Genomic DNA, 20,230 nt, shown 5'->3' with positions numbered 1-20,230 from the left:
CAGGGGGGTAGCATCGATGGAGGAGACGGCCCAGCAGCCAAAGCCACTCAGCGACGCCCGGCCGGTCCGGGCGGGGCGGGCCTTTCGGATGGCCAGAGGCCTCAACGCCGCGCTGTTCACGCTCTTCGTCGTGGGCGCGGTCGTCCTGGTCAACGTGGTCGCCGCGCGGTTCTCGTTGAGGGCGGACCTCTCGGCGGACAAGCGGTTCCAGCTGGCGCCCCAGACCAAAGAGGCGCTGGCGAGGCTGACCGACCCCGTGGACATCTACGCGTTCGTCGTCGAGGGCTCGTCGGACGCGGATCGGCTGACCGACCTGCTGCGAGAGTACCGGCTGCAGTCTTCGCGGGTGAAGGTCCACATCGTGGACCCCGAAAAGGAACCGTCGACGGCCCAGGCCTACGGCGTTCGGGCCACGGGCACGGTCGTGGTCAAAATGGGTAACAACCAGCGCAAGGTGGAGTTTTACAACCTCTTTACCCCGTCCCCGGACGGCGGGATGGAGTTTCGCGGGGAGCAGGCGATCACCCGGGCCATTCTCGAGCTCAGTGGCTACGGGGGCACGACGGTCTACTTCCTGGAGGGCCACGGAGAGGGCAGCCCTCTGGATGACTTCTCCGAGCTTCGCTCTTACCTCGAGGGCGAAGGGTACACGGTCAAGACCCTCAACCTCGCGCTGGAAAACAAGGTGCCCGACGACGCCCGGGTCGTGGTCATCGGCGGCCCCCGATCGGACCTCGTCGCGCAGGAGCGGCAGCTCCTCGAACAGTACCTCACCCGGGGCGGCCGGCTGGCCGTCTGGCTCGACCCGTTGCCGCCCGGCCGGAGCCTCCCCGAGATCGGCAAGCTCCTCGCCACCCTCCACGTGTCGATCGTGCCGGGGGTGGTCGTCGACCCAGGGCGGGCCTTGTTCGGCGATGCCCTCAGCCCCGTACCGGAGCTCCGCTGGCATGACATCACGAGCCCCCTGATCCAGGCCGACGCCGGCGTCGTGCTGCCCGGCACCGTGGCGGTCAAGCCGGCCGCCGGGCAGTCCAGCCCGGCGTCGACGGCCGCGCCGGGGGGCAGCCCTGAGGTGGTGCCGCTGCTCGTCACGACCGACCGGTCGTGGGCGGAGAGCACGCCGACCGGGCAGCAATGGCGGCGGGACCCGGGTGACGTGCCCGGCCCCCTGGACGTCGCGGTGGCCGTTCAGCGGGAGGAGAAGGTGGCTCCTGCGTCGGCGAAGGCGCCATCTGCGGCAGCAACGGCTTCGGCAGCAACCCCCTCGCCGGAGGCCGAGTCGACCACCACCCAGCCGGTGGCGGTGGTGGTCGGTAGCTCGCACTTCGCCCGCAACGCCTCCTTCAGCTTCCAGGGCAACCGGGACTTTGCCGCCAACGTGGTGACGTGGCTGGCAGGCCAGAAGGAGCTCGTGACCATCCGGCCGAGCACGACGCCCACTCCCAGGGTGCTCATGACCGAACGCCAGGCCGTCTCGATCTTCTACGGCACGACGCTCGGGCTCCCCCTGGCCGTCCTGGCCGCGGGGATCGCCGTCTGGTGGCGGAGGCGAGGGCTGTGAAGCGCTACTACTTCACCGCCGCTGCGGGCGTGCTGTTCCTGGGATTGCTCGGATACGTGCTCTGGAGCGGCGGTACGGCCGGAAAGCCCGTGACGGGCAGGATCATCTTGAAGGTCGAGCCGCAAGAGGTCGAGTCGCTCACCATCCGCCACGACGGTCAGGTGGCCGCAGTGCTGCGTAAAGTGGGGGAGCGGTGGGAGATCGAGCGGCCCCGCCGGGTCCGGGCGAGCCAGGAAGCGGTCCAGTCCCTGCTCGACCAGGTGGCATCCCTCGAGGCTCGGCGGGTCATCGCCGAGAAGGCGGAGGACCTGTCGGCCTACGGTCTCGAACCGCCACGCGCCGAACTGATCATGACCGAGGCCGGTGGGACGGAGCGGCGGCTCTTGGTGGGCAACGAGACTCCGGTCTCGAGCGGGGCTCCGGCCTACTACGCCCGGGAGGGCGGGGGAGTTGCCGTCTACACCATCGACGCTTACCTGGCCGAGCAACTCACGGGGTCGTGGGACCAGTTCCGGGACAGGACCCTGGTGGCGCTGAGCGCCGACGAGGTGCAAGCCGTGGTCGTGCGCAAAGGCCGGCGCAGCGTCGAGGCGCGCCGCGCCGGCGACTCTACGACGCCTGAGGGACAGCGCTGGCGACTGGTGGAGCCGCTGCAGGCGCCCGGTGACAGCGACGCCATCGAGTCCGTGCTGCGGGATCTGCAATTCAGCCGCATCTCCAAGTTCGTGAGCGACGACCCCTCCCCCGGCCAGCTCGGTGCCTGGGGGCTGAAGGAGCCCGAGGCGACGGTGGAGCTGTCGGGAGGTGACGGGACGGGGAACGCGTCCCGCCTCACGGTCGTGCTGATCGGGGGGACCGCCCCTGACCAGGAGCGCTACGTCCAGGTCCAGGGCGCACCTTCCGTGTATACCGTGCCGGAGAGCGACGTCAAGTCGCTGCTCGAGGCGTCGGCGGACGGCTGGATCCGGCGCCAGGTCGTGGGCCTCTCTCGCAACGACCTCCAGCGGCTATCGGTGCAGATGAGCGGGAGACCCGGGCCCCTGACGCTGGAGAAGGATAGCAGGGGACGCTGGGTGCTGCAACCCGGAGGGCGATCGGTCGACCAGCAGGAGGCCGACTCGCTCCTGGATGCCCTGGTAGGCTTGCGCGGGGACCGGGTCGAGGTGGCCAGCAGGGTTGCGGTCTCCCCGGGTGGAAATGCCCCTACCGGCGCAGGGGCCCCGGTGACGATGGAGATCACGGTCGCCGGCAACGACCGGATCCCCGTGACGCGTCTCGTGATGCCTGTGGTGAGCGAGGGCGCTGGGGCCGGCAAGGGGTCTCAGGTCGAGGTCCACGTGGAGCAGGGCGAGGATCGCCTGACGTACTTCATGCCCGCGTCCTCGCTCCAGGAAGTGGAGCGTATCATCGCCCAATGGACAGCGCCCCCGTCGACCCAGGGGACCGCATCCAGCGAACGCTAGCCCGCATCCGGGTGGCGTTGCCCGGGCGGCCGTCCACGCTATGGAGGCGCCGGCTCGCAACCTTGCGCCGGCTGTCTGCGCGTTACCGTCTCCGGCCGGCGCCGGTATGGCGGCACGTGGAGCCCCTCGACGTGCTGGTGCTGGCGGCTACGTACGGCAACGGCCACCTCCAGGCCGGCAGAGCGGTCATGCAGGCCCTGGTGGCACTGCGCCCGGAGCTACGCACCGGCATGCTGGACTTCTTCGACCTGATCAACCCCGTCTTCAACGCCGCCACGCGCTTCGCGTACATCTACTCGGTGCGCCGTGCCCCCACGCTGTGGCGGGAGTTCTACGAGCGCACCGCTCGCATCCGGCCCGAGTCGTTCTTGCAGCAGCGGCTCTTCCGGCTGGGTTCCGACAAGGTGAAGCGGCTCATCGTGCAGTCGGGGGCGCGGGTCGTGCTCTCGACCCACCCCACTCCGGGTGGGGTGGTGGCCCAGCTCGCGGCGGACGGCGAGCTGCCGTTCCCGGTGTTGTCTGCGACCGTGATCACCGACTACGTCCTGCACAGCCAGTGGGTGCACCCTGCGACCGGGCTTTACCTGGCGCCCTGCGAGGAGGTGGCACGGGAGCTCATCGCAAGGGGCATCGACGCAAGCCGGGTGGTGGTGACGGGCATTCCCATCCGTCCGGCTTTCGCCAGCCCTCCCGGCCGCGAAGATGCCCGCCGGCGCTGGCACCTCGAGGACGACCGCCCGACCGTGCTCATCCTGACGGGCGCCTACGGGATGATGCGGGGGGCGGTGGAGGCGTGCCGCTACGTCGCCGACCTGCCGCGGCCCTTGCGGCTGCTGGTGGTGGCGGGGCGGGACCGGCAGCTGGCCCGCACCCTTCGCGCGGAGCTCAGGGGGGCGCGTAACCCCGTCCGCATCCTGGGATACGTCGACCGCATCGTCGAGCTGATGGTGGCCTCGGACCTGGTCGTCACCAAGGCGGGAGGTCTCACGGTCTCCGAGGGGCTGGCGCTCGGAGTGCCCATGGTGATCTACGCGCCGATCCCCGGCCAGGAGGAGGGCAACGCCGCCTTCCTGCGTCGCCACCGCGCGGGCGAAATCGCCCTCGACCCGGCCGACCTGGCCGGCGTGGTCTCGACGCTGCTCGAGCGGCCGGATCGAAGGGCGGCCATGGCGGCTGCGGCCGCTGCTCTGGGACGTCCTCTCGCGGCCCAGGCCGCCGCGAAGCTCCTGCTGGAGCGAGCCGGGCTGTGATCTCGTGGATGGTGGCGGCCTCCGGCGCCGTTGCAGGGACGTGGGCCATCTACTGCCTGGGGGCCCAGGCTTACCACGGGGGGCTCGAGCGGGGGGTCATCTACCGGGGGCCCGTGTCCAGCCGGGCGGTGGCGCTGACCTTCGATGACGGGCCGCTGCCCGGCTCGACGGACCGGATCGCGGCGATCCTGGAGCAGGCGGGAGCGCGCGGTACCTTCTTCTTCCTGGCGCAGCAGGTCGAGCAGCATCCGGATCTCGCCCGCCGGATCGCGACCGCCGGGCACGAGATCGCGGTGCACGGCCTGACCCACCGGCACCTGTGGCTGCAGGGGCCCAGGGAGACGCAGCGGCAGCTGCAGGAGGCGAAGGCCATCATCGAGGCGGTGACGGGACGCGTGCCCCGCTTCTACCGGCCACCGTGGGGCCACTTCAACCTCGCGGTCGTGCCCGTGGCCCGGCTGCTGGGGTTGCGGGTCGTCGTGTGGTCGGCGGCCCCGCCCGACTACCGGCCGCCCCTGGTGGCGCAAGAGCTGCAGCGGCACATGGAGCGGGCGCTTCGTCCCGGAGCCATCGTCGACCTTCACGACGGCGGGCCGCCCGGCCGGTCCCGTGCCCTGGTGGAGGCGCTCCCGGCGGTGCTGGAAAAGAGCGCAGAGCTGGGCTTGCCATGCGTCTCGCTCGGTGAGATGCTGGACGGCGCCCGCTAAGACGGAAGAGGGGGGGAGGGGCGGTGACGGCGGATCCGGCGGTGCGCCGGCGTAGCCGGGAAAGGGTCACGGCCTCCTTCTCGCCGTTGCAAAGGGCGCTGGCGGCCCTGTGGAGCGGGTGGGAGTGGCTTTTCGGTCGCCTCTACCGGCTCTACGAGCTCCCGGGGGATCCGCTGCGGGTGGTGCGCTTCGGCTTCCGGCGCTGGGACGGCGAGGAGACCCGGCTCCGGGACGGTACGCTCATCCGGCCCGGCGAGTGGGTGGCCGAGGTCCACATCAACAGCCCGCGGGTGATGCAGGAGTGGGCAGCGGCAGGCGGTTCACCGCTGGCGCTCATCACGACGTTGAGCCGCCATCTCAAGGAGAGCTTCTCCCGCTTTGCCGTCGAGATGCAGGCGGGCCGTCTCCCCGTAGAGGTCCGGGGGCTTTACGGCAAGACTTTGCTGCACCGGGCGGTGGGCCGGGTTGGCTTCGAAGTCCATGACCTGCCCCAGGACCGGTCGGCCCGGTGGCTGGCCCGCTACGAACGCTGGCTGCTGGCGCTGTACCACCCCGGTGGGCTCAGACACGCGGCGTCCGCGCCCGACACCCTCAAGGTCGCGTGGATGTCCTCGTCGGAGCTGCTCCGGCGCTACGGGCGGCCTGGCTCCCCGGAGGCCTGAGGGCCGGCGCGCTGCAAGCTGCCCCGCAGCAGGATGGACGGCTCGCCCCGGGCGGAGGGTGCCCGCTCCTCGAGGTCGACTCTCACCACGCGAATCCGGTGGGGCGGCACCGGCACCCTTGCGGTGAGCGTCCACAACCCGGTCTGTGTCGGCGTGAGCTCGCCCACCTCCCATGACGAGTCGTCGGTGAGCTCGAGTTGCACGCGGTAGCGCGCGCCGGCATGGGGCGCGGGTAGACCCGCTCCCACGAGGCGGATGGAGCACGCGTTGCCGAGACCCTCGACGGCGGCCAGGGCCACCGCGTGGCGCAGCGACGGAGCGGGCTCCAGCTGGACCATGGCCGAAGGACGGCGGGCGAGGCCTCTCCAGAGTTCGCTTTCCGCCCGTGCCAGGGCCAGCTGCGCGCGGGTGCCTGCCTCGAACGACCGGCCGTGCAGCCACGCACCGCCCGCAAGGCCGAGCGCGAACAACGCCGCCGCAACCACGGCGACCCGCAGGACGCCCGGACGGAATAGCTCGCGCCGGGATATCCGGCCGGGGCGAGCCGCCTGCGGGTGCGCGCTCGGCGCGGCCGGAGCCGGCGCGGCCAGGCAGCCGAAAAGCCGTGCCCGTACCGCCTCAGGCGGTTCGGCCGGTGACAACGAGAACGAAAGGAGCGCAGCAGCGTCGGCCAACTCGCCCACCTCCTTGCGGCAGCGCGCGCACCGGTCCAGGTGATGGTCGACGCGCTGGCGGTCATGTCGGGTCAACGCGTTGAGCACGTAGGCCCCTGCCATCTCCCTCACCTGCGAGCAGGTCACACCCGATCCCACCACCCCCCGGCGCCCTCGGCCTGCAGGACATCCCGGAGCCGTTCGACCGCGCTTCGCAGACGGCTCTTGACGGTGCCCAGCGGGATGCCGTAGCGCGCGGCAATCTCCCGGTGGGTCAGCCCCGCGAAGTAGGCGAGCCAGACGACCTGCCGCTGCTCGAGGGTCAATAGCGCCAGGGCCTGTTCGATTTGGTCCCGGGCCTCGAGGCCTTGAGCGGCCTGCGCGGTCGGATCGGATCCCTGGTCGCCCGGCCCTGCGCGATCAGGATCGAGCGCGCCGTCGCCGGTAGCCCGGCCGTCGGCCTGCCGGGGCTCCTCCTGCAAGGGGACAGGCCGTCCGTGTCGCTCGCGCCGCAGCAGGTCGATGGCCTTGTGGTGCGTAATGGCCAGCACCCAGCTCGAGAGGCGCCCGCGCCGGCCGTCGTACGTGGCTGCCTTGCGCCACACCGTCAGGAAGGTCTCCTGAAGGACCTCCTCCTGCTGCTCCCTTTCTCGGAGCAGGCGTCGCGCCACTCCGAGCACCGCCGGGGCGTAGCGGTCGTAGAGGACCGCAAACGCCTGCTGGTCGCCGGCCGCGATGCGACGGAGGAGTCCACCGTCGGGCGACGAGAGCGCCCGGTCCTCGCGACCCTCCTGCGGGGGTACCGCCTTCGCGGCCCCAACCCTGGTCTTCACGATCGTCTCTTCCACATCTTACGGTTGGGACGGCAGCTCCGGATCTCCTTCTCCCCGCTCCGGGGGCGCGTCCTCCTTCGCTGCGAGCGTCATCCATGCAGTATACATGCGCCCGGGGCCGGCTTCTCGGCTTTCGCTGGCAGCGAAGCGATGGTATAATGCGACGGAACGATGACAGGGGTATAAACGCGCGACAGTCGTTCACGGGGGGAGTGCCTGGTGGGCACGAGCGAGCTGACCCTGAAGCTGGCCGGTGAGGCCGGTCAGGGTGTGGAATCGAGTGGTGCGGGCTTTGCCCGGGCGCTGCATCGGGCCGGCCTGCACGTGTTCACGTGGTCCGACTACATGTCCCGGATCCGTGGGGGGCACAATGCGTTCGCCATCCGGGTGAGCCGTGAGCATCCGGTGGCGGCGCCGTCCGACCGGGTACAGCTCTTGCTGGCCTTTGACGAGGCCAGCATCGACGAGCACACGGCGGAGATGGATCCGAGCGGCGCCGTTCTGCTGGACGAGCCTCTGGCCCGTGCGGCCGAGCGGGCAGAGCGCAGCGGGAGCGGGGCGCGCGTCTGGCTTGCGCCGTTCAGCCGCCTGGCCGAAGAGGCGGGCGGCAGCAAGGTGATGGCCAACACCGTGGCGCTCGGCATGGCCGCTGCTTTGATGGGGGTCGGACTCGAGACCATCGAAGAGGTCATCCGGGAGAACTTCGGCAGCAAGAAAGGCGGCGCCGTCGCCGACGCCAACGTCAAGGTCGCCCGGGCCGGCTTCGAGTACGCACAAGCCACGTGGGGCGGCCAGTTTCCCTGGAAGATCGGCCCGGCGGCCCGTAACGGCCGCAAGGCGATCCTCATCAACGGCAACCAGGCCCTCGGCCTGGGGGCGCTGGCGGGCGGCTGCCGGTTCATCGCCGCCTATCCCATGACCCCGGCCTCGTCGCTGTACGAGTGGCTGACCGCGCACGCGGATCGCCACGGGCTGGTCTCCAAGCAGGCCGAAGACGAGATTGCGGCCATCTTGATGGCCATCGGCGCCTCGTACGCGGGGGCCAGGGCCATGACCTCCACCTCGGGCGGCGGTTTCTCCTTGATGGTGGAGGCCCTGGGCCTGGCAGGCATGGCCGAGGTGCCGGTCGTGATCGTCGACGCCCAGCGGCCCGGCCCTTCTACCGGGATGCCGACCCGAACGGGCCAGGGCGACCTGCTCTTCGCCATCCATGCTTCACAAGGGGAGTTCCCACGGATCGTGCTGGCGCCCGGGTCCCAGGAAGAGTGCTTCGAGGTGGGGGCGCGGGCGTTCAACCTGGCCGAGAAGTACCAATGCCCGGTCATCGTGTTGACGGACGGCTTCCTGGCCAACTCGTACAAGACGTCGCCGGAAGCAGCTTTCGCCCCCACCCGGGTGGTCATCGACCGGGGCGAGACGCTGCAGAGCGAGGACGGGGCAAAGCTCGACGGCCCTTACGCCCGCTACAAGGTCACGCCGTCAGGCATCTCGCCCAGGGCGCTGCCGGGGCTTCCCTGGAGCGTCCACCTCGCCTCCTCGGACGAGCACACGGAACTGGGCCACTTCGAGGACGAGGATCCCGACAACCGCAAGGAGCAGGCAGCCAAGCGCATGCGCAAGCTGGAAAGCGCCCGGGCCGAGATGCGCCCGCCGGAGCGGTACGGCCCCGATGATGCCGAGCTGACGCTGGTGGGCTGGGGCTCGTCGCGAGGTGCCATCCAGGAGGCCGTCGACGTGCTGGCGGCCGAAGGCGTGCGGGCCAACGCCTTGCACTTCGTGGACGTCTGGCCCTTCGCTGCGGCTGCGGTCGAAGCGGTGCAGCGGGCCCGCTACCTGGTCGTCGTGGAGGGCAACCTGACGGGCCAGTTCGCCCGGCTCATCCGGGCGGAGACCGGGCGCAAGGCCGACGAGGTCATCACCCGGGACGACGGGCGGCCCATTACGCCCGGCTACATCCTGACCCGGCTGGAGGGACTGAAGGTCCATGCTGGACGTGAAGCTGTATAACAGCCCGGTAAGGCCGACATGGTGCCCGGGATGCGGCGACTTCGGGATCCTCAACGCGGTCAAGCAGGCGCTCGCCGAGCTGGAGATCTGGCCCCACGAAGTGGTCTTCGTCTCCGGCATCGGGTGCGGGAGCAAACTCCCCGACTACATCCACGCCAACGGGTTCACGACGCTGCACGGCCGAGCGCTGCCGGTGGCGCAGGGGATCAAGCTGGCCAACCCGTCGCTTCACGTGATCGCGGTCACGGGCGACGGTGACGGCTACGGCATCGGCGGCAACCACTTCCTGCACGCGCTGCGGCGCAATCCCGACATCACCCACATCGTCGAGGACAACATGGTCTACGGCCTGACCAAGGGCCAGACCTCGCCGACGTCACCCAAGGGCTGGGTGAGCACGACGACCCCGGACGGCTCCATCGAACGGGCCGTCAACCCGCTGGCGCTGGCGCTGGCGGGCGGGGCGACCTTCGTGGCCCGGGGCTTCTCGGGCAACCCGAAGCACCTGGCCAAGATCATCGCCCGGGCCATCCGGCACAAGGGCTACGCCCTGGTCGACGTGCTGCAGCCCTGCGTGATCTTCAACCGGGTCAACACGTACGACTGGTACAGGGAGCGGGTCTACCTCCTCGACGACGAGCCCGGGTACGACCCGTCCCACTTCGAGGCGGCGTGGGAGAAGGCCCACGAGTGGCACGACCGCATCCCGCTGGGCGTGCTCTACGAGACGACCGACCAGCCGAGCTACGAGGAACAGGTTCCGGCCCTGAAGGATGGGCCGGTCGCCACCAGGCCGCTCTTGCCGCTGCCCGACCACGAGGCAGAGCAGCTGCTGGCCGAGTTCCGCTGAACTCCACGGCAGGTCCACGGCGCTTGCTGCGGTAGGGGCAAGCGCCGCCGCACGCGATCGAGAGGGCAGGGCGGTCCCCGAGATGGAGGGCCGTCCTGCTCTTTCGCTGCAGGGCCGTCCGAGCCGACCCAGCCAGCGTTCCCCTGCATAAGCCTGTCCCTCCGGGAATAGCAACAAGGAGGGTGGAGGCCGGGCGGGGCTCACGAGAGAGGGTCGGGTCCGATGGCTCGGTCGTGGCGAGACGTGGGGCGCCCGGCGCGCCGCCGGGGGCGGGCCACGCGCAGGCTCGGGGGCATCGTCACCCTGGGGGCCGTGGCGGCGGCCCTCGCGGGCTGGGCGGCGGTGGTAGCCAGCGCTGGCGCCCTTGCCGCGGGGCCACCGCCGGGCGCGTGCGGCGAGGTCGGTACGGTGGGAAAACCCGGAGAGCCGAGCGACCCCGACGCTGTGCGAGAGCTCCAGCTCGGCCTGCGCCTCCTGGGGGAGTTCCGCTATCCCGTGGATGGCGTCTACGACCTCCGCACGCGGGAGGCGGTGCGCGAGTTCCAGCGGCTGCACGGGCTGCCCGCCGACGGCGTGGCGGGGCCGGCCACCTGGGATGCGCTGGCCCGGGCGTACCAGGAGGAGGCGGCCAGCGTGGTGCAGGCCCAGCGGGGGGCGGCCCAGTCGGCGCCGCCGCCCGAGCACGTACCCCGGCGGCCCGACCTCGAGCCGGACGGATACTGGATCATCATCGACACCCACCACCTCCAGCTCACCCTCTACAAGGGGCATGACGTGGTCGGGCGCTGGCCCGTTGCCGTCGGCAAACCCTCGACCCTCACACCGGTAGGGGAGTGGCGCATCTCCCACAAGGACCGGGACTGGGGCGGGGGGTTCGGCACCCGGTGGATGCGGATCGACGTGCCGTGGGGCATCTACGGGATCCACGGTACCAACAAGCCGTGGTCGATCGGCACGCGGGCCAGCGGCGGCTGCATCCGGATGTTCAACGAAGACGTGGAGAAACTGTGGGAGATGGTGCCCAGGGGAACGCCCGTCACCATCGTAGGCGTCTTGCCCGAGGCGTCGTGGGATACGCCGATCGAGGCCGGCAGCGACGGCTGGAACGTCCCGGTCCTGCAGTGGGCGCTGCGGGACCACGGTTTCCCGGTCGGCCGGGCCGACGGGAAGATGGGACCCGAAACCATGCGGGGCGTGGCGGAGGCCCAGAGGCAGCTGGGGCTACCGCCGGAGCCGGCGGCCACGGTCGACCTGTTCCGAGCGCTACAGCTGAGGAGGTAACGGTCGGTGCGGCCTGTGATGCGGTCGTTCATGCCGGGGCGGGCACGGGCGGCAGGTGTGGCCGTGCTGGTCGCCGCCCTCCTGTTGGTGGCCGGCCCGTGGGGAGTGCGCCGGGCGGAACGGGGAGAGCAACCCGTGCTCGGCTTCTCTCTTTCCCTGCCGTCGTGGCCGTGGTGGGGCCCCCGGGTCCGCGTGGGCGACAAGGAGCTGAGGCCGGGGATACGGGTAAGACCCGGCACACCCGTGCGCCTCGTGCTGTGGGACGTGGAGCAGCCCACCCTGAAGCGCTCGGGGGGATGGGCGCAGGTGCTCGAGCAGGGCGTCGCCGCCTTCCGCCGGCGCTATCCTGGCGTCGAGGTCGAGATCCGGGTGCTCGGCTGGAATGAGTGGGACGAGGCAATGACGAAGGCGGCGCAGGGGGGGCCTCTCCCTGATGTCCTGGGCACTCCCGATGCCACCTTCCACTTCGACCCGGCGCGCCACGTCCCGCTCGAACTCTACTGGCAGCAGTACTGGCGCCGCCAGCTCAAACGCTCCCCTGAGGAGGCCGTGCTCCCCGGCGCCCTGCGCCTGGCGTCGTCGCAAGGCCACCTGTGGGGGATCCCCAGGTGGATGGAGTGGATGGGGTGGATTCGCCGCACCGACCGGGACGTAGGGGGTATCTCGACGGATATCGGCAGTCCGTTGACATGGCGCTACCTGGCCCTCACCCTGCCCGGTCGGCAGGCGGGCAGCACGCCCCTCGCAACCCGGGCGGGGGAGAAGGCTGTGGCGCCGCCTGCCGCGGTGTGGCAGGAAGCTCGGCTGCAAGCGGCGGCGCGATGGCTGCAGGAGGCGGCAGGAGGGCGGAACGCGACGCAGGACGGGCTTCCCCGGCGGCGCGGCGACCGGAGCTTGCTGGAAGCGCTCTTCGACGGCACGGCCGGGACGGCCGGCCCGGTCAGCGGCCGGCTGCTGTATCGCCTCGGCTGGTGGCCCCAGGGCGGGAGCGGCCAGGGAGGGACCTTCACCCCGGCGCCCGGCGAGGACGACGGGGGCAAGGAGGGCCGGATCCGGCTGCCGGGGCCCCTGCTCGCGGCAAGCAGCTACGCGGTCCTGGCCGGCCCGCAGTCGGACAGCCCGCGGGTACAACTCGCCTTCGAGCTGGCGGTGCACCTGGCGAGGTGGACCTCGCAGGCCATCGCGGGCCACGAGGGGGTCGTCCCGGTCTGGCGGGCCGGTGGGGATCCTGAACAGGTCGCCCGGCAAGCACCCCCCGAGCGCGCCGGCGGGGACGAACAACCGCCGCCACCCCCCTGGTGGGCCTCAACGGCCTTCCCGCCCGGCACTCGCACCATCCTGACGACCCCGTCCCCCGTGGAACGCAAGGGCCAGCAAGCGATGGGGCAGGTCGAACCGCCGGGCATGGGGGCTCAGGAGTGGACCGACCGGATGCAGGAACTCCAGGTGGTGGCGGAGAGAGTGCGCAAGCTGGCCGCCGGGGAGGAGTCTCTCGTCGAGTTCATCGAGCGGACGCGGGTCGTGCCGGTGCCGCCGCAGGCCCTCCCGGCGCGTCCGGCTCCAGGCGGCGGGCGAGCTCCCGACCGCGGGCGGTGACGATCCAGGCGGTAAGGGTGGGGCCGGCCGGCGCCGCAGCCGGTGCGCAAACTTCCCGTGCGGGGCACAGGGCACGGCTCGAGAGGGGGCAACCCCGGCACGGGTCGGCAGCCTGATCCCGGCCACCGCCGTATGAGATTGCCTGCAGGGCCCCCGCCCGCTCGAGATGGCGCAGCATGGGCACGAGACTTTCGGGGCTCACGGAGAGCCGCCCGGCCATCTCCCGAAGGGTGAGGGGCCTTGCTTCCCGTGAAGCCAGCCGGAGGAGATGCAACAGGGGGCCCATCGCGGGGTGCTCACCCCACCCTCGCCGCGAGCAGCGCGCGGACCCCGGGAATCGACGCGATGCGATAGGCGGCGCCTGCGAGCAGAGCGGCAAGAGCCAGAGGATATAACATCGCGACCGCCGTCCAGCGCACCGAGCGAGTCTCCTGGTAGATGGTCGTGGTGGTGGCGAGGCACGGGGTGTAGAAGGCGAAGAAGAGCAGGAACGAAAGCGCCTGCGGGATGCTCATCGCCGCCCGCAAGGCGGTCGCCAGGCCCGTCGGGGCGCCGTCATGGGCGTAGAGGACCGACAGGCTCGAGAGCGTCCCTTCCTTGGCGAGAAAGCCGGTGAAGAGAGCCACCACCATCTGCCAGTCGAGCCCCAGCTGGCGCCCGGCCGGAGCCAGCCACTGACCCAGCCGTCCCAGGACGCTGGTCTCCACGGAGCCTGACGGGAAATACGAAAGCGCCCAGACGACCAGCGTCATCGGGGCGATGATGGTCAAGGCACGGCTCAGGAAGTGAACGCTCTGTTGCCACGCGTACAGAGCCACGTTGCGCACGCGGGGCAGCCGGTAGGGAGGAAGCTCGATGAAAAATGGCTCCTCTTCGCCGCGCAGCACGCTACCGTGTAAAATACGGGCCGCCAGCACGACGAGAGCTGCTCCCAGGCCGTAGATGCCCACGACGACCCAGGCCGCCCTGCCTCCCGGGAAGAAGGCCGAAGCGATGAAGCTGATGACGACCAGGCGCGCCGAGCAGATGACGAGCGGCGCGACGAGGATGCTCAAGAGGCGCACCCGCTGCGACGACGCGGTGCGTGCCGCCATGACCGATGGCACGTTGCACCCGTAGCCGATCAAGAGCCCGATCCCGGCACGCCCCTGCAGCCCAAAGCGTCCCAGCAGCCGGTCGAGGACGAAGGCCGCCCGGGCCAGATACCCGGAGTCTTCGAGGAGGCCGGAAAAGAGGAAGAAGACGGCGACCAGGGGAGCAAAGGCCGCCACCGTGGCGAGCCCGCCCACGATCCCGTTGGTGACGAGAGGGGTCACCCACGCCGGCGCTCCCAGCAAGCCCGCCGCCCCGGCAAGCTCCGCGCCGAGCCATGCAAAACCGGCCTCGATCCACTCCTGGAGCGGGGTTGCGACCCGGAAAGCTCCCCAGATGGAAAGAGCGAGAAGGCCGAGCGTGATCGGAAGGCCGAGCACCCGGTGGGTTACCCACCGATCGATGCGGTCTGCCACCGCCGACGGATCGGGGGCCGACCTGGCGCGGCCTCGAGAGAGAAGCCGAGGAAGGTGCTGCTGGATCCAGAGATAACGGGCGTCGGCCACCGCCAGCGCTCCTCCCGGTAGCGCCGGGAGCCCCTCGTCCCATGGCCCTGACCGTTGCGGCAACCACCCCTCGCGGATCTCCGGGTCCTCCTCCAGCACCTTGAGAGCAAGCCATCGCCGGGGTCTCCCCTCGCCGGCGGGCATCCGGCCCTCGACCTCTTCGATCGCCGCTTCCAGCTCGGGCGAGTACCGTACGCTACCCGGAGGGGGAGCGGCCACCTCACCCCGGGCCGCCCGGGCGATCCAGTCGAGGAGGGTCGCGATGCCTTCCCCGGTCGGGACCGCGATGGGCACGACCGGCACTCCGAGCAACCGCTCCATGGCCCCGGCATCGACCCGGACCCCGGCGTGCCGGGCCACGTCGGACATGGTCAGCGCGATCACCACGGGCAGACCCAGCTCCAGGAGCTCGAGGGTGAGGTAGAGGTTGCGCTCGAGGTGAGTGCTGTCGACGGCATCGATGATCAGATCCGGCACCTCTCGGAGCAGGAAAGCCCGCGCGACCGACTCCTCCAGGGTGTAGGGCGTCAGGGAGTAGACTCCGGGCAGGTCGGTGACGACGGCGCTTCGGCCGTCGACCATGACGAGCCCGTCCCGCCGCTCGACGGTCTTGCCGGGCCAGTTGCCCACGTGCTGGTGCATGCCGGTGAGCAGGTTGAACAGGCTGCTCTTGCCGACGTTGGGGTTGCCCACCAGCGCGATCCGAAAAGGGCGGGCGGGGGTGTCGACGATCCCGGGCCCTGCTTGGGTGCAGCAGCTCTTCACCTGTCCGGCACCACCCAGATGCGCCGGGCCATCTGGTGGCCGAGAGCCAGGCGCATGCCCCGCACGGAGACGATGGAGGGTCCCCCGAAATGTGCCACCACCGTCAGGCGGACGCCGGGGGTCAACCCCAGAGCGGCAAGGCGCCGCGTCAGGCCGCATCCCGCCTCGATGTGCTCCAGGGTGCCCGTTGCCCCGGGTCCGAGGTCTGCCAGCGGCAAGGGCTGGCGGGCCGGAGCGGCAGTATCTCGCAGCATGCGTGGGTTCATCGAACCTCTCTCAGCCTCTAATGAGGAGTTATTCGCACTAACGCCCGCGTGAGACTGAAAATCGCTCTCAGCCCAAGGCTACCTCCCTCGTCCCAGAACGTCAAGGGTACGATGGTCGGCGGGCCTCGTGACATTCGTCACTCCAGCGGCGATATAGCACGGCTTTACAATGAGAGCGGAAAAACCGCGGAGCGGGTCGGGTCGTGATGGCAAAGGGCTGCGTGGACGACCGGATGGCCAGCTCCGGACGGGACCGCTAGACTCCACCCTGGTAGCTCCGGCTACCGGCACGGGGGGCGCGACGAATAGTGATGGAGCGCACGGTCACGGGGTTGGCGCGCGCGGTCTCGACGGTGCTCGGGGCTCTCGTGACCGCCTTGCTGCTCGCCGCGCCGGCGGCAGCGGCAGACCCGGGAGCGGGCGGAGCCCTGGGCGAGAGTTCCCAGGAGTGCCTGAGCTGTCACGAGAGCGAGGGCATGACGGCCGTTTTCGCCGACGGGCAGGAGCTCGACGTGCACGTGGACCCGAAGACCTTCGCATCCTCGGTGCACGGGCGGGCCGGCCTGGAGTGCGACGCCTGTCATGCCGACGCGGGAGAGTACCCGCATCCGGCTCCTTCCAAGAGCCTGCCGGTGTGGCGCCTCGAACAGCAGCAGACGTGTGCCTGGTGTCATTCCGAGGGAGAGGATTTCGACCTCGGGGCTCACGGGAGAGCTCTCACCCGTGGAGACCCGTACGTGCCGTCGTGCACGACGTGCCACGGGGACGCCCACGCCATCGCGCCGGTCGCGAACGCCCAGTTCCGGGCCGGGATCGTGGACACCTGTGCTCGATGCCACGGCAGCGACGAGCTGATGCGAAAGCACGGCGTGATGACGGGGACGGTGTCCAGCTATCTCGCAGAGTTCCACGGTTTGACGGCCTCGCTGCTCGAGGAGGAGAAAGCCGCCTCCATCCCCGTCGCGGTCTGTTCCGACTGCCACGGGGCCCATCGGATCTTACCCGCCGACGACCCTCACTCGTCGGTCTACGTGACCAACCTGGTCGCCACTTGCCGCAAGTGCCACCCGCAGGCCACTGAAGCGTTCGCGGCGGCCTGGACTATGCACCGGTCGCCGGAGTCGCACCCGCTCGTGCGGGCCATCGCCTGGTTCTACCGGATCGTGACGGGAGTGGCGGTGGCCGGGTTCTTCGGCTACATCGGCCTGGAGCTGGCGCGAGGACGGGCCCAGGGAAGGGGCGGGCGATGAGACGGTGACGACGGTGGCACGGCAAAGCCGCGAGGCTCGGGCGCAGGGTACGCGGGCCGAGGAGTGGTACCGGCGCTTCACGCCGTGGCAGGTGCTGGAGCACGCGGTGCTCATGGTGAGCTTCACGGGCCTCGCCTTGACGGGGCTGGCGCAGAAATACGCGTCGCTCGGGCTCTCCCGGTGGTTCATCGGCGCGGCCGGGGGGATCGAGCGGGTGCGGGCGGTGCATCACGTCCTCGGGTTCGTGCTCATGGGACTGGGGGTGGTGCACCTCTTCTCCGTCAGCATCCGAGCGCTCCGGTACGGCCCGCGGACGGAGATGTGGCCCCGTGTCCAGGACCTCAGGGACCTCTTACACATGCTCCGCTACTTCATGGGACTCGAGCAGAAGCCGCCGGCTTTCGGGCGGTATTCCTACAAGGAGAAGTTCGAGTACTGGGCGGTGGTCTGGGGTACGGTGGTGATGGGGCTCACCGGCCTCATGCTCATGTATCCCGAGATCACCACCCGGTATCTGCCGGGGGTCGCCGTACCTGCGGCACGGGCGGCGCACGGCGGCGAGGCGGTGCTGGCCGTGCTCGCCATCCTCATCTGGCACATGTACAACGCCCACCTGCGGCGGGAGGTCTTCCCCATGGATCCGGTCATCTTCACGGGGCGGTTGCCGATGTGGCGGATGGAGGAGGAGCACCCCCTGGAGCTCCGCAGCTTCGCGGGTACCGCCATCGAGACCCCGGCGATCGAGCGCCTGGAGCCTGGCATCTCGGTCGACGGGGAAGGAGGCTCCGTCGACGGAGCTACGGTAGCGCCCTTGGAGAGAAGCCGGGCGCGCCGGTGAAGCCCGCGCTCGCAAGTCGCGAGGACGACCAACGGCCGGAAGGGGAGGGGGCCCATGAAACCCCTGGATGGATGGTGCGTGGGGGGAGGTGTACCATGCGCAGCCGCGCGGTGTTGGCGGTGATCGTCATCGGGGTGTTGCTCACCTCGGTGGTCGCCGCCATGGCGGCAGAGCAGCCGAAGGTGCCGGCGATCCCGGGGATCACGGCGGAGGATACCCATCCCAACGGCTGCACGGATTGCCATCGTAAGGTGAGTCCCGACAAAGACTATTCCCTGCCGACGGAAATCGCCAACATGGTCAAGGCCGGTACCCATCCCAAGGTATCGGAGCGGATGATGAAGGATCTGCCCAAGCAGTGCCTGACCTGCCACAAGCCGGACAGCAAGCATCCGTTCGCCCAGGTCATGCACAAGGCCCATCTGACGGGCGGGGCGGAGAACCACTTCATCTCCAACTATCAGGGACAGTGCATGAACTGCCATCAATTGGACCCCAAGACCGGCAGCATTTCCGTCAAGGGGTTATAAGCTCGCAGGATCGCGAGAAAAAAGCGCGGGCGAGGTGGGCCCCCCTCGCCCCTTCCGACTCCGGCAAAGACAGGGGACGAGAGGCTTTGAAGGGGCGCACACGAATCTGGGTAGGCGCAGCGGTCATGCTGGCCGCCACCCTCTACCTGATGGTGACCGGCTTTCGCCAGACCGCCACGTACTACCTCTCGGTAGGAGAGGCGATCGCTTCCGTCCAGTCGAGCGGCGAACCTATCCCGGTGCGCATCCGGGGACAGGTGCGAGAGGGCACCCTTGAGGTCGATCCGGTCGGCCTGGTGGTGCGCTTCCAGCTCGAGCAAGCCCCTGGGGACGGCGGGCCTGCGGTGCAGGCTGCTGCCGCTGCCTCGCAGTCTCTGCACGTGACGTACCACGGCGCTCGCCCGGACAATCTCGAGGAAGGCCAGCAGGTGATCGTGGAGGGCCGCCTGTCCCCCGGCGGCGAACTCTCTGCTACCCAGTTGCTCGTGACGTGCCCCTCTCGCTACGAGGCGGCACCGGACGGACAGGAAGGGCGTTGAGGCAGGCCGTGGTCTCGCACCCACAAGAGCCCGACCGGGACCACGCCCGGAAGGTCCGCGTGCTGGTGGCGGACGATCACACGCTGGTTCGCGAGGGCATCGTGATGGTGCTGAAGTCGGCCCCCGACGTCGAGGTGGTAGGAGAGGCGGCCGACGGGGAGCAGGCCATCGCGGCGACGCGGCAGCTGCAACCGGATGTCGTGTTGATGGACATCTCCATGCCCGGGCTGTCCGGGCTGGAGGCGATCCGGCAGATCCGGCGGGACTTCCCTCACGTCAAGATCCTGGCGCTCACCATTCACGAGTCCGAGGACTACATCGTCCACGTGCTCCGGGCGGGCGTCCATGGGTACGTGGTCAAACGTGCCGCCGCCCAGGAGCTCCTGGGCGCCATCCGGGCGGTCATGCGGGGCGAATCATACCTGCATCCGAGCATCGTCAAGGTCGTCTTGAGCGACTACCTGCACCGGCTGGAGCAAGGCCAGGAGGAGCCCGTCCTGACGGAGCGGGAGCGGGAGATCGTGCGCCTCATCGCGGAAGGCTACAAGAACCGGGAGATCGCCAACCAGCTCCATATCAGCCTCAAGACGGTGGAGACGCACCGGGCCAACATCATGCAGAAGCTCAACATCAGCGACCGGGTCCAGCTCGTCCGGTTCGCGATCCGCACCGGCCTCATCGAACCGTAGCCCGGTCTCCCTGGCACTCCGGTCCTCTCCGACGACGAGATCGGGTCAGCACCCCTGTAGGAGTTACCCTCCTCCTCCGATACCCGGCCGGCGCCCCGGGCGGTAAGGTGCAATCGGGGGTTGCCGTATGCAGCCGTCGTCGATCGCCTGCCGCTCTCGGCCACGCCGTGGCCGCCGGGTGCCGGTCTCGTGGAAGGGGTTACCGCACACGATCCGCCGCCCCCTTGCCCATCCGATGCAGGTAGGGGCGGCTGCAGGCTTCATCCTGCTTGGAGCCTGTCTGATGGCCGGGGGATGGGTGCTGGGCACCGCAGGGGCCGCCGTGGGCGCCTACGCTCTTGCCCTCTGTCTGGTGGCGGCCGGGGTGATCCTGAGGGTTTGACGAGGAGACCCGGGAGGGGGCTGGGGCGGGATGACACGCGAGGCGTGGCTATGGATCAGCTGGTCGCTGGTGGCCCTCTACGGAGCTTGCTTCAGTGCCCGGGAGCTCTGGCCGCTGGCCACGTCCGCCCTCCGGCGGTGCCGGGCGACGAGCGCCTGGGCGGGCTCGGGTGGGATTCGTGCGGTGGCACGGGCGCAATCTTTGCCGCTGTTGCAGGCGTGCGGGTGGCTGCTGGCCTGGGTGGGGCTGTGCAGCGCGTGGGCCGCGTTGCTTCTCTGGGGCGGGAGCGGCATCTGGGACCGGCACCCGCTCTTTCAGGCGCTCTTCGGCTGACGGCACCGCCTTTGGTGATAAACAATAGCAAATTCGTGGAGGACTCTCCTGCCGCTGGAGTGAATACGAGCGCGGCCAGTGGAGTAGCGTGTTCTGTCGCACCCAAGTCGTCCCGTGTCGGGGGTGAACAGGCATGGCTGGCCGCCACACTTTGTTCTCGGCTCTGCAGGCTCATCC

Annotated in this window: 19 protein-coding genes; 15 read left to right on the top strand and 4 right to left on the bottom strand. The window is 70.1% G+C overall.

What is annotated here, in order from left to right:
• Positions 1–16 precede the first annotated feature (16 nt).
• Genes U7230_RS11385 through U7230_RS11365 form a run of 5 tightly spaced genes read left to right on the top strand, consistent with a single transcriptional unit; the run spans position 17 to position 5,643 of the window.
• The gene (locus U7230_RS11385; RefSeq protein WP_324715961.1) at positions 17–1,561 is read left to right on the top strand and encodes a GldG family protein; all 1,545 of its coding nucleotides are present in this window, start codon (positions 17–19) and stop codon (positions 1,559–1,561) included.
• Positions 1,558–3,024, top strand: coding sequence for a DUF4340 domain-containing protein (locus U7230_RS11380; RefSeq protein WP_324715960.1), 1,467 nt, complete (start codon positions 1,558–1,560; stop codon positions 3,022–3,024). The genes U7230_RS11385 and U7230_RS11380 overlap by 4 nt, the downstream gene beginning before the upstream one ends.
• The gene (locus U7230_RS11375) at positions 2,976–4,274 is read left to right on the top strand and encodes an MGDG synthase family glycosyltransferase (RefSeq protein ID WP_324715959.1); all 1,299 of its coding nucleotides are present in this window, start codon (positions 2,976–2,978) and stop codon (positions 4,272–4,274) included. Before U7230_RS11380 ends, U7230_RS11375 begins: the two co-directional genes overlap by 49 nt.
• A complete protein-coding gene (locus U7230_RS11370) occupies positions 4,271–4,981 on the top strand; it encodes a polysaccharide deacetylase family protein (protein WP_324715958.1) in 711 nt (236 codons plus the stop codon). The genes U7230_RS11375 and U7230_RS11370 overlap by 4 nt, the downstream gene beginning before the upstream one ends.
• A 23-nt stretch (positions 4,982–5,004) precedes the next feature.
• Complete coding sequence (locus U7230_RS11365) at positions 5,005–5,643, top strand: YkoP family protein (protein ID WP_324715957.1); 639 nt, start codon at positions 5,005–5,007, stop codon at positions 5,641–5,643.
• Here the strand turns inward: U7230_RS11365 and U7230_RS11360 are convergent.
• Both U7230_RS11360 and U7230_RS11355 read right to left on the bottom strand, forming a co-directional pair.
• Positions 5,613–6,458 (bottom strand): zf-HC2 domain-containing protein, encoded by an 846-nt coding sequence (locus tag U7230_RS11360; protein ID WP_324715956.1) that lies wholly within the window; start codon positions 6,456–6,458, stop codon positions 5,613–5,615. The genes U7230_RS11365 and U7230_RS11360 overlap by 31 nt on opposite strands.
• Positions 6,440–7,129: an RNA polymerase sigma factor gene (locus U7230_RS11355; protein ID WP_324715955.1), complete on the bottom strand. Its 690-nt coding sequence runs from the start codon at positions 7,127–7,129 to the stop codon at positions 6,440–6,442. Before U7230_RS11355 ends, U7230_RS11360 begins: the two co-directional genes overlap by 19 nt.
• Before the next feature lie 219 nt (positions 7,130–7,348).
• Between U7230_RS11355 and U7230_RS11350 the strand changes: the two genes are divergently transcribed.
• From U7230_RS11350 to U7230_RS11335, 4 genes are all read left to right on the top strand, one after another.
• Positions 7,349–9,136: a 2-oxoacid:acceptor oxidoreductase subunit alpha gene (locus U7230_RS11350; protein WP_324715954.1), complete on the top strand. Its 1,788-nt coding sequence runs from the start codon at positions 7,349–7,351 to the stop codon at positions 9,134–9,136.
• Complete coding sequence (locus tag U7230_RS11345; protein WP_324715953.1) at positions 9,114–9,986, top strand: 2-oxoacid:ferredoxin oxidoreductase subunit beta; 873 nt, start codon at positions 9,114–9,116, stop codon at positions 9,984–9,986. Before U7230_RS11350 ends, U7230_RS11345 begins: the two co-directional genes overlap by 23 nt.
• 222 nt (positions 9,987–10,208) lie before the next feature.
• Positions 10,209–11,267 carry a L,D-transpeptidase family protein gene (locus U7230_RS11340; protein ID WP_324715952.1) on the top strand — a complete coding sequence of 353 codons (1,059 nt, stop codon included), beginning with the start codon at positions 10,209–10,211 and terminating at the stop codon, positions 11,265–11,267.
• A gap of 6 nt (positions 11,268–11,273) precedes the next feature.
• Positions 11,274–12,863 (top strand): hypothetical protein, encoded by a 1,590-nt coding sequence (locus U7230_RS11335; RefSeq protein WP_324715951.1) that lies wholly within the window; start codon positions 11,274–11,276, stop codon positions 12,861–12,863.
• Positions 12,864–13,159: 296 nt separating this feature from the next.
• On the opposite strand, the gene feoB is transcribed toward U7230_RS11335, so the two are convergent.
• Positions 13,160–15,226, bottom strand: a complete 2,067-nt coding sequence (feoB, locus tag U7230_RS11330) for a ferrous iron transport protein B (RefSeq protein ID WP_324715950.1) — start codon at positions 15,224–15,226, stop codon at positions 13,160–13,162.
• Entirely contained in the window at positions 15,223–15,492 is a 270-nt protein-coding gene (locus U7230_RS11325; protein WP_324715949.1) for a FeoA family protein, read from the bottom strand. Before U7230_RS11325 ends, feoB begins: the two co-directional genes overlap by 4 nt.
• A gap of 308 nt (positions 15,493–15,800) precedes the next feature.
• Between U7230_RS11325 and U7230_RS11320 the strand changes: the two genes are divergently transcribed.
• The 6 genes from U7230_RS11320 (at position 15,801) to U7230_RS11295 (ending at position 20,053) form a co-directional block, all read left to right on the top strand.
• Positions 15,801–16,742, top strand: coding sequence for a hypothetical protein (locus U7230_RS11320; protein ID WP_324715948.1), 942 nt, complete (start codon positions 15,801–15,803; stop codon positions 16,740–16,742).
• A 4-nt stretch (positions 16,743–16,746) separates the two neighbouring features.
• Positions 16,747–17,580 (top strand): formate dehydrogenase subunit gamma, encoded by an 834-nt coding sequence (locus U7230_RS11315; protein ID WP_324715947.1) that lies wholly within the window; start codon positions 16,747–16,749, stop codon positions 17,578–17,580.
• A 95-nt stretch (positions 17,581–17,675) separates the two neighbouring features.
• Complete coding sequence (locus U7230_RS11310) at positions 17,676–18,110, top strand: hypothetical protein (protein WP_324715946.1); 435 nt, start codon at positions 17,676–17,678, stop codon at positions 18,108–18,110.
• Positions 18,111–18,196: 86 nt separating this feature from the next.
• A complete protein-coding gene (locus U7230_RS11305; RefSeq protein ID WP_324715945.1) occupies positions 18,197–18,649 on the top strand; it encodes a cytochrome c maturation protein CcmE in 453 nt (150 codons plus the stop codon).
• The gene (locus U7230_RS11300; RefSeq protein WP_324715944.1) at positions 18,646–19,338 is read left to right on the top strand and encodes a response regulator transcription factor; all 693 of its coding nucleotides are present in this window, start codon (positions 18,646–18,648) and stop codon (positions 19,336–19,338) included. The genes U7230_RS11305 and U7230_RS11300 overlap by 4 nt, the downstream gene beginning before the upstream one ends.
• Before the next feature lie 412 nt (positions 19,339–19,750).
• The gene (locus tag U7230_RS11295) at positions 19,751–20,053 is read left to right on the top strand and encodes a hypothetical protein (protein ID WP_324715943.1); all 303 of its coding nucleotides are present in this window, start codon (positions 19,751–19,753) and stop codon (positions 20,051–20,053) included.
• Positions 20,054–20,230 lie beyond the last annotated feature (177 nt).

Source organism: Limnochorda sp. L945t (genome assembly GCF_035593305.1).
Lineage (GTDB): Bacteria > Bacillota > Limnochordia > Limnochordales > Geochordaceae > Carboxydichorda > Carboxydichorda subterranea.
Note: the sequence above shows the minus strand (reverse complement) of the source record. Positions and strands in the feature narration are given on the sequence as shown.

What these genes read in the sequence shown, in the direction of transcription:
- U7230_RS11385 (WP_324715961.1), top strand. Translation starts at nt 17, where the DNA reads ATGGAGGAGACGGCCCAGCAGCCAAAGCCACTCAGCGACGCCCGGCCG.
- U7230_RS11375 (WP_324715959.1), top strand. Translation starts at nt 2,976, where the DNA reads ATGGACAGCGCCCCCGTCGACCCAGGGGACCGCATCCAGCGAACGCTA.
- U7230_RS11345 (WP_324715953.1), top strand. Translation starts at nt 9,114, where the DNA reads ATGCTGGACGTGAAGCTGTATAACAGCCCGGTAAGGCCGACATGGTGC.
- U7230_RS11340 (WP_324715952.1), top strand. Translation starts at nt 10,209, where the DNA reads ATGGCTCGGTCGTGGCGAGACGTGGGGCGCCCGGCGCGCCGCCGGGGG.
- U7230_RS11325 (WP_324715949.1), bottom strand. Translation starts at nt 15,492, where the DNA reads ATGAACCCACGCATGCTGCGAGATACTGCCGCTCCGGCCCGCCAGCCC.
- U7230_RS11310 (WP_324715946.1), top strand. Translation starts at nt 17,676, where the DNA reads ATGCGCAGCCGCGCGGTGTTGGCGGTGATCGTCATCGGGGTGTTGCTC.
- U7230_RS11295 (WP_324715943.1), top strand. Translation starts at nt 19,751, where the DNA reads ATGACACGCGAGGCGTGGCTATGGATCAGCTGGTCGCTGGTGGCCCTC.